General features: G+C 65.1%; 7 protein-coding genes. 1 reads left to right on the top strand and 6 read right to left on the bottom strand.

Annotated features, from left to right (window positions below; all coding sequences use genetic code 11):
- Positions 1-565 (top strand): P1 family peptidase (locus EN745_RS27230; protein ID WP_189363171.1); only part of this gene is annotated, 565 nt, incomplete at its 5' end.
- Between the two features lie 49 nt (positions 566-614).
- Here EN745_RS27230 and EN745_RS27225 read toward each other — a convergent pair.
- The 6 genes from EN745_RS27225 to EN745_RS27200 all read right to left on the bottom strand — a co-directional run.
- Entirely contained in the window at positions 615-869 is a 255-nt protein-coding gene (locus tag EN745_RS27225; protein WP_126056423.1) for a DUF768 domain-containing protein, read from the bottom strand.
- 415 nt (positions 870-1,284) lie between these two features.
- A complete protein-coding gene (locus EN745_RS27220; RefSeq protein ID WP_127422682.1) occupies positions 1,285-2,196 on the bottom strand; it encodes an ABC transporter permease in 912 nt (303 codons plus the stop codon).
- A complete protein-coding gene (locus tag EN745_RS27215; protein WP_127422681.1) occupies positions 2,193-3,293 on the bottom strand; it encodes an ABC transporter permease in 1,101 nt (366 codons plus the stop codon). Before EN745_RS27215 ends, EN745_RS27220 begins: the two co-directional genes overlap by 4 nt.
- Entirely contained in the window at positions 3,290-4,813 is a 1,524-nt protein-coding gene (locus tag EN745_RS27210) for an ABC transporter ATP-binding protein (protein ID WP_127422680.1), read from the bottom strand. The genes EN745_RS27215 and EN745_RS27210 overlap by 4 nt, the downstream gene beginning before the upstream one ends.
- 2 nt (positions 4,814-4,815) lie before the next feature.
- On the bottom strand, positions 4,816-5,910 hold the full coding sequence (locus tag EN745_RS27205) for a BMP family ABC transporter substrate-binding protein (RefSeq protein ID WP_189363172.1): 1,095 nt from the start codon (positions 5,908-5,910) through the stop codon (positions 4,816-4,818).
- 26 nt (positions 5,911-5,936) lie between these two features.
- The coding region (locus EN745_RS27200; RefSeq protein ID WP_145992151.1) for an amidohydrolase family protein at positions 5,937-6,305 on the bottom strand (369 nt) is incomplete at its 5' end.

Below are 6,305 nucleotides of genomic sequence, written 5' to 3'. Positions count from 1 at the left end.
CGGCATGATCTCGTTCGGCTTCAAGGCCGGGTCCGGCACCGCCTCGCGCATCGTCGCATGGCAGGACAGCCGCTACACCGTCGGGGTGTTCGTGCAGGCGAATTTCGGCAAGCGGCGCAATTTCACCCTGCGCGGCCAGCGCGTCGGGCCGGATCTCGCCGAACCGGCGATCCGCGAAGGCACACCGCGCGCCGAAAAGGGCTCGATCATCGCCATCGTCGCCACCGACGCGCCCTTGCTGCCGCATCAGATGAAGCGGCTGGCGAGGCGTGTCCCGCTCGGCATCGCCATGACCGGCGGCTACGGCTACCACAGTTCGGGCGACATTTTTCTCGCCTTCTCTACCGCCAACCCGGAGGCCGCGCTGGCGCCGTCAGGCCGGATCGCGCATGCCGATTTCGTCCCTGACGTCGATATCGATCCGTTTTTCGATGCGGTGGTGCAAGGAGTGGAGGAAGCGATCCTCAACGCGCTGGTCGCCAATGAGGACATGACAGGGCGGGACGGCAATTTCGTGCCGGCGCTGCCGAAGGCCTGGCTTCAGGCCAGATTCCCGAACCAGTAGGCGCTGCCTGGGACAGGCGTCCCTCGCCCGGCTGCTCCGGGCCGGGCTATCACTCGGACGGCTTATCCGGATTGGTCTCTTGCTCGCTGGCCTCGGCGGCCTCTTCGAGGCGCGATGCGATCAATTCCTTGATGTCGCCGACCTCTTCCTGGATGTCCTCCAGAAGAATGCCCTCCTCGGCCGCCTTGGCCGCGCACTCCTTGGCAAGGGTCTCGGCCTGCGTCTCGATCTTTGCCGGCGAGTGCTGGCAGTGAACCTTCTCGCCAATCCACTCCCGCAAGAACTCGATCGCATGTTCACTCATACTGCTTTTCCCTAGCGGCTATGCCGGTTGGTAATCATAAACGTCGGCATCCCGCAAAGGATGCATGCTCCCATTCCAGCCGAGTCGGCCTCGCCCGGCAAGTTGATCTTGCCCGAGGTCCACAGGGTGCGAGAGGTGGGAAGGTTCAAGGAACACGTTCTGATCGTTGAGGATGATGGTGGCGGTGGCTGGGATACCCAGCATCATACTATTGTTTCTATTTTGCTTTTCCGGTTTTCAGACCGATTTGCATCACAATAGAGGTCAGCACATTCGCAGCGCCGTCGACCGCACAATACCCAGGGCGCGTCGCCGAAGCCGCCGGTATATAGAGATATCCTCATGCGATGTCGACTCTCCTGGTTCCAGTGCTTCTTTCCGCCGCAATGAGGGGGCCGCCGGGGGTGCTGCGTACCTATCGCTCGAAAGACTCTCCGAGCGAAGCCACGCCGTTGAGCTTGAGCAGGCGCCGGTTCGACGAGATGATGCCAAGTACGATGATTGTCACGAGATAGGGCAGGCTCGACAGAAGTTGCGAGGAAACGCCCAGCCCGGTCGCCTGGGCCGCCAGGCTTGCCAGGGACACGGCGCCGAAGAGGCAGGCGCCGAGGAAGATCCGGCTGGTGAGCCATGTGCCAAAGACGACGAGCGCAATCGCAATCCAGCCGCGCCCGGCGATCATGCCATCGGCCCACAGCGGCGTGTAGACCACGGCTGCGTAGGCGCCGGCGAAACCCGCCAGCACACCGCCGAAGGCGACGGCTGCGAAGCGTACGGCGATCACCGGATAGCCGAGCGCATGCGCCGCCTTGGGGTTCTCACCGACGGCGCGAACGACGAGGCCGGTCTTGGTGTAGGCGAACATCGCCCAGATGGCGACGGTCGCGGCAAGCGAAAGCCACACGACAACGTCCTGGGCGAACAGGCCGCCGAAGACCGGGATATCCGCAAGCCAGGGCAACGAAAGCTTCGGCAGCCCCTTGACCGTGAGGCTTTCATAGCTCTTGCCGAACAGCGCCGAGAGGCCCTGGCCGAGTATGCCGATGGCGAGGCCCACCGCGACCTGGTTGGCGCGGAATCCCAGCGCGATGACAGCAAAGACAAGGGAAAGAGCAGCGCTGGCGAGGCCAGCGGCGAGGAAACCGAGGAGATGCCCGCCGCCTTGATGGACGACGATGAAGGCGATGACCGCCCCGAGGGCCATCAGCCCCTCGACGCCGAGGTTGAGGACGCCGGCCCGCTCGGCCACCAGTTCGCCGAGCGCCGCCAGTAGGAATGGCGTGGCCGCCGCCAGCATCCCGGCGACGATGAACTCGACGGCGTTCATGACGTGCTTCCGTGGACGGCATGGCGCCAGACGAGCCGGTAGCGGACGAAGGCGATGGCGACGAGATAGGCGAGCAGCAGGCTGCCCTGGAAGACCCGGACCGCTGCGACCGGCAGATTTGCCGAGACCATGGCGTTGTCGCCACCGATGTAGAGGGCCGCCATCAGCAGCGCGGAAAAGACGATACCGACCGGGTGAAGGCCACCGAGATAGGCGACGATGATGGCGGCGTAGCCGTAGCCGGTCGAGATGGAGCGCTGCAACTGGCCAAGCGGGCCAGCCACCTCGGCCGCTCCGGCGAGACCTGCCGCGAAGCCGCCGATGAGCAGCGAAAGCCAGATCGCGCGCCCTTCGTTGAAGCCGGCGTATCCGGCCGCGTGCGGCGCGAGGCCGCCGACCTGCAGCTTGTAGCCAGCGAAACTCTTCTGCATGAAGATCCAGGCGGCGAGGGAGAATGCGAAGGCGACAAGCAGCGAAACATTGACGCGGGTGCCGGGGATCAGGATCGGAACCATCGCATCATACTGGAACATCACCGATTGCGGGAAGTTGAAGCCGTTCGGATCCTTCCATGGGCCGAGAAGCAGATAGTTGAGCAATTGCGCGGCAACCAGCGCCAGCATGAGCGACACGAGAATCTCGTTTGCGTTGAGCCTGACGCGCCAGAAGGCGGTGAGCGATGCCCACAGCGCGCCGCCCAGCGCACCGATGACGAGCATGGAGGGCCAGATCCACTGGCCCGTCGCCGCTGGAAACCAGATGGGGATGGCCGATGCGAAGATCGCGCCGAGGATGAACTGGCCCTCGGCGCCAATGTTGAAGACCTTTGCGCGAAAGCCGATCGCAAGCCCCTGCGCGATGAGCAGGAGCGGCCCGGTCTTGAGCAGGACTTCCGAGAACGAGGCCCAGGACAGGAAAGGTTCCAGAAGCATCGCGTGGAAAACGGCCACCGGATCGCGGCCCATCAGGAGGTAGAGCCCGAGATTGAGGAGCGTCGCCAGGCCGAGCGCCACGGGCGGGGCGACCAGCTTCACGGTAAGCGAGGCATGCTCCCGGCGAACCAGAACGGGAAGGAACGGCCTGGAGAGAGCGATCATGCAGGGACTTTCCTGGCCGTCGAATGGGCGCCGATCATGTAGCGGCCGATCTCCTCGGGTCTGGTGTCGCGCGTCACCAATGGCGGGCTCAGCCGGCCCTGATGGATCACCTGGATCGAATCGCAGAGTTCGAACAGCTCCTCCAGTTCCTCCGAGATGACGAGGATGCCCATGCCTTCGTTGCGCAGGGCGACGAGGCGCCGGCGGATGGCGGAGGCCGCGCCGACGTCCACACCCCAGGTCGGTTGCGCCACGAACAGCAATTTCGGCGACAGCATGATCTCTCGGCCGACGATGAACTTCTGCAGATTGCCCCCCGAGAGCGCGCCGGCCTCTGCTTCGGAACCTGGCGTTCGCACGTCGTATTGGCGGATGCAGTCCTCGGTGAAAGCTTTCGCCCGGGCCGTGTCGACGAGGCCGCGTTTCAGCAGGCCGAACGGATGGGCGGTCAGAAGGCTGTTGAGGACGAGCGACATTTCCGGCACCGCGCCGCGGCCGAGCCGCTCCTCCGGGACGAAAGCGAAGCCCAGCCGGCGGCGTGCCGCCGCATCGAGCGCGCCGACATCCTTTCCCATCATGAAGATACGGTCGGACTTTTCGCGCGGCAGCACCGTCTCGCCCGAGATCAGCGCGGCGAGTTCGCTCTGGCCGTTGCCCGATATGCCCGCGATGCCGAGGATCTCGCCGCCCCGCACCGTCAGGTTGACGTCGGAAAGCGGCACGGCGAAGGGGTCGTCCGGCCGATGGTCGAGGCCGACGATCTCGAGGCGCTTGTCGCCGCCGGAATGCGCGACCGCCGGCATGGGCTGCGGCATGTCGCGGCCGATCATCATGCGGGCGAGGTCGTGCGCGTCATGGTCGCGCGGGTCCACATTGCCGGTGACGCGGCCGCCGCGCAGGATGGTCGCATGGTCGCAGACCGCGCGGATCTCCTCCAGCTTATGCGAGATGAACAGGATGGAAACGCCGCCATCGCGCAGCCGCCGCAACGTCTCGAACAGCTTGTCCACCGATTGCGGCGGCAGGACGGAGGTCGGTTCGTCGAGGATCAGGAGCTGGGGTTCGGTCATCAGGCAGCGGATGATTTCCACCCGCTGCCGCTCCCCGACCGAGAGCGCGTGCACATGGGCGAGCGGATCGACTTCAAGTCCGAAGGCGCGGCCGAGCGCACGGATGCGTTGCGCAAGATCCGATTTGCTTGCGGGCACAACCAGCCGGATGTTCTCCACCACCGTCAGAGTCTCGAACAGGGAGAAATGCTGGAACACCATGCCGATCCCCTTGCGCCTCGCATCCGCCGGGGAAGCGAGGGCCAGGGGTTCGCCTTTCCAGGTCACCGTTCCGGCGTCCGGCTGCTCGACGCCGTAGATCAGCTTCATCAGCGTCGACTTGCCCGCTCCGTTTTCGCCGAGGATCGCATGGATCGAGCGCGGAGCCACATCCAGATCGATGTCCCGATTGGCATGGATCTGGCCGTAGCTCTTGGAGATGCCGCGCAGCGACAGGAGCGGGACGGTCATGGTCACTTGGGCAGCGGCGAGGTGACACCCTTGACGTGCCAGTCCATGGCCACGATCTCGGCCTCGGTCAGCGTCTTGCCGGCGGGGACACCCTCGTTGCCATCGGCCTTGGCGATCGGACCGGTAAAGGGCGAAAAGCTGCCGTCGGCAATCTTGGCTTCAACCTCCTTGATCCTGGCCATCATGTCGGCCGGGATACCCGGGTTCCAGTCAACGACCTCGACAACCTTGTCGCCGACACCCAGGAAAGCGTTGCCACCTTTGAAGGTGCCGGCGATATGGGCGTCAACCGAGGCCTTGAAAAAGGGCGACCAGTCGGTTGCAACACAGCCAAGATAGGTTTTGGGCGCGTATTTCTTCATCGACGAATTGAGGTTGAAGGCGGGGACGCCGGCCTCCTCGCAGGCCGAGACGACGGAGGGCGTGTCCTGCGCGTTGGAAAAGATCACATCGCATTTCTGCGCCAGCAGCGCCTTGGCGGCCTCCTGCTCCTTGGCCGGATCGAACCAGGAGTTCACCCATACGACCGAAACCTCGACATCGGGCCTCACCGCCTGCGCGCCGAGCGTGAAGGCGTTGATGGAGGTGATCAGCTCGGGAATGGCGAAGGCGGAGACCGAGCCGAGCTTGCCGGTCTTTGAAAGCGCGGCTGCCGCCATGCCCATCAGGTAGGTGCCCTGGGAATACTGGGCCGCGAAGGGCGAGAAGTTCGGCGCCACCTGGAAACCGGAAGCGTGCAGCACGGTGACGTCGGGATTGCGGCGCGCGATCTGCAGGGCGCCATTCTGGTAGCCGAAGGAGCCGGCGATCAGGAACTTGTTGCCGTCGGCGACCGCCTTGTTCATGATCCGGTCGGCATCGGGTCCTTCCTGAATGTTCTCGATGACGGTCACCTTCACCTTGTCGCCGTAGGCCGCCTTCACCGGCTCGAGCCCGTCGGCGAGCGCGCGGCCCCAGCCGACATCGCCGACCGGCGACGGGACCACAAGCACGATACCCAGAGGTTCGTCGGCGGCAAACGCGCGGCCGGCCACCGCGGCGACGAGCCCGGAGGCGGCCGCGCCCTTCATCAACGTTCTGCGGGTAAGTTTTGTCAGCATGTCGGTTCCCCTTGTTTTGGTTGCTAAAATTCCACCGTCGCGAGCGCCGCCTCGGCTTGCGCGAACAGCCGGGCCTCGTCGAGGCCCGGGAACTCGCCCTTGGCCCAGACGATGCGGCCGTTGATCATGGTCATGTCGGTCGGCGCGCCGATGCCCACCTTGGCCAGCAGGCTCAGCGGATCGTGCCTGGTGCCGACATAGTCCATGCGCCGCGTGTCGATGGCGAATAGGTCGGCGGCCATGCCGGGCGCCAGCCTGCCGATGTCGCCGCGCCCGAGCAGCGCCGCGCCCCCGGTCGTCGCATAGCCGAGAAAATCGGCCGGCGGCGGCACCGGATGGCCGCGCGTCGACGCCGCCAGGCATTGCAGCATGTAGGCGGAATGGATGCAGTG

The organism is Mesorhizobium sp. M4A.F.Ca.ET.022.05.2.1, assembly GCF_003998845.1.
Classification (GTDB): domain Bacteria; phylum Pseudomonadota; class Alphaproteobacteria; order Rhizobiales; family Rhizobiaceae; genus Mesorhizobium.
This window is presented reverse-complemented; position numbering and strand designations above follow the sequence as displayed.

What these genes read in the sequence shown, in the direction of transcription:
- EN745_RS27225 (WP_126056423.1), bottom strand. Translation starts at nt 869, where the DNA reads ATGAGTGAACATGCGATCGAGTTCTTGCGGGAGTGGATTGGCGAGAAG.
- EN745_RS27220 (WP_127422682.1), bottom strand. Translation starts at nt 2,196, where the DNA reads ATGAACGCCGTCGAGTTCATCGTCGCCGGGATGCTGGCGGCGGCCACG.
- EN745_RS27215 (WP_127422681.1), bottom strand. Translation starts at nt 3,293, where the DNA reads ATGATCGCTCTCTCCAGGCCGTTCCTTCCCGTTCTGGTTCGCCGGGAG.
- EN745_RS27210 (WP_127422680.1), bottom strand. Translation starts at nt 4,813, where the DNA reads ATGACCGTCCCGCTCCTGTCGCTGCGCGGCATCTCCAAGAGCTACGGC.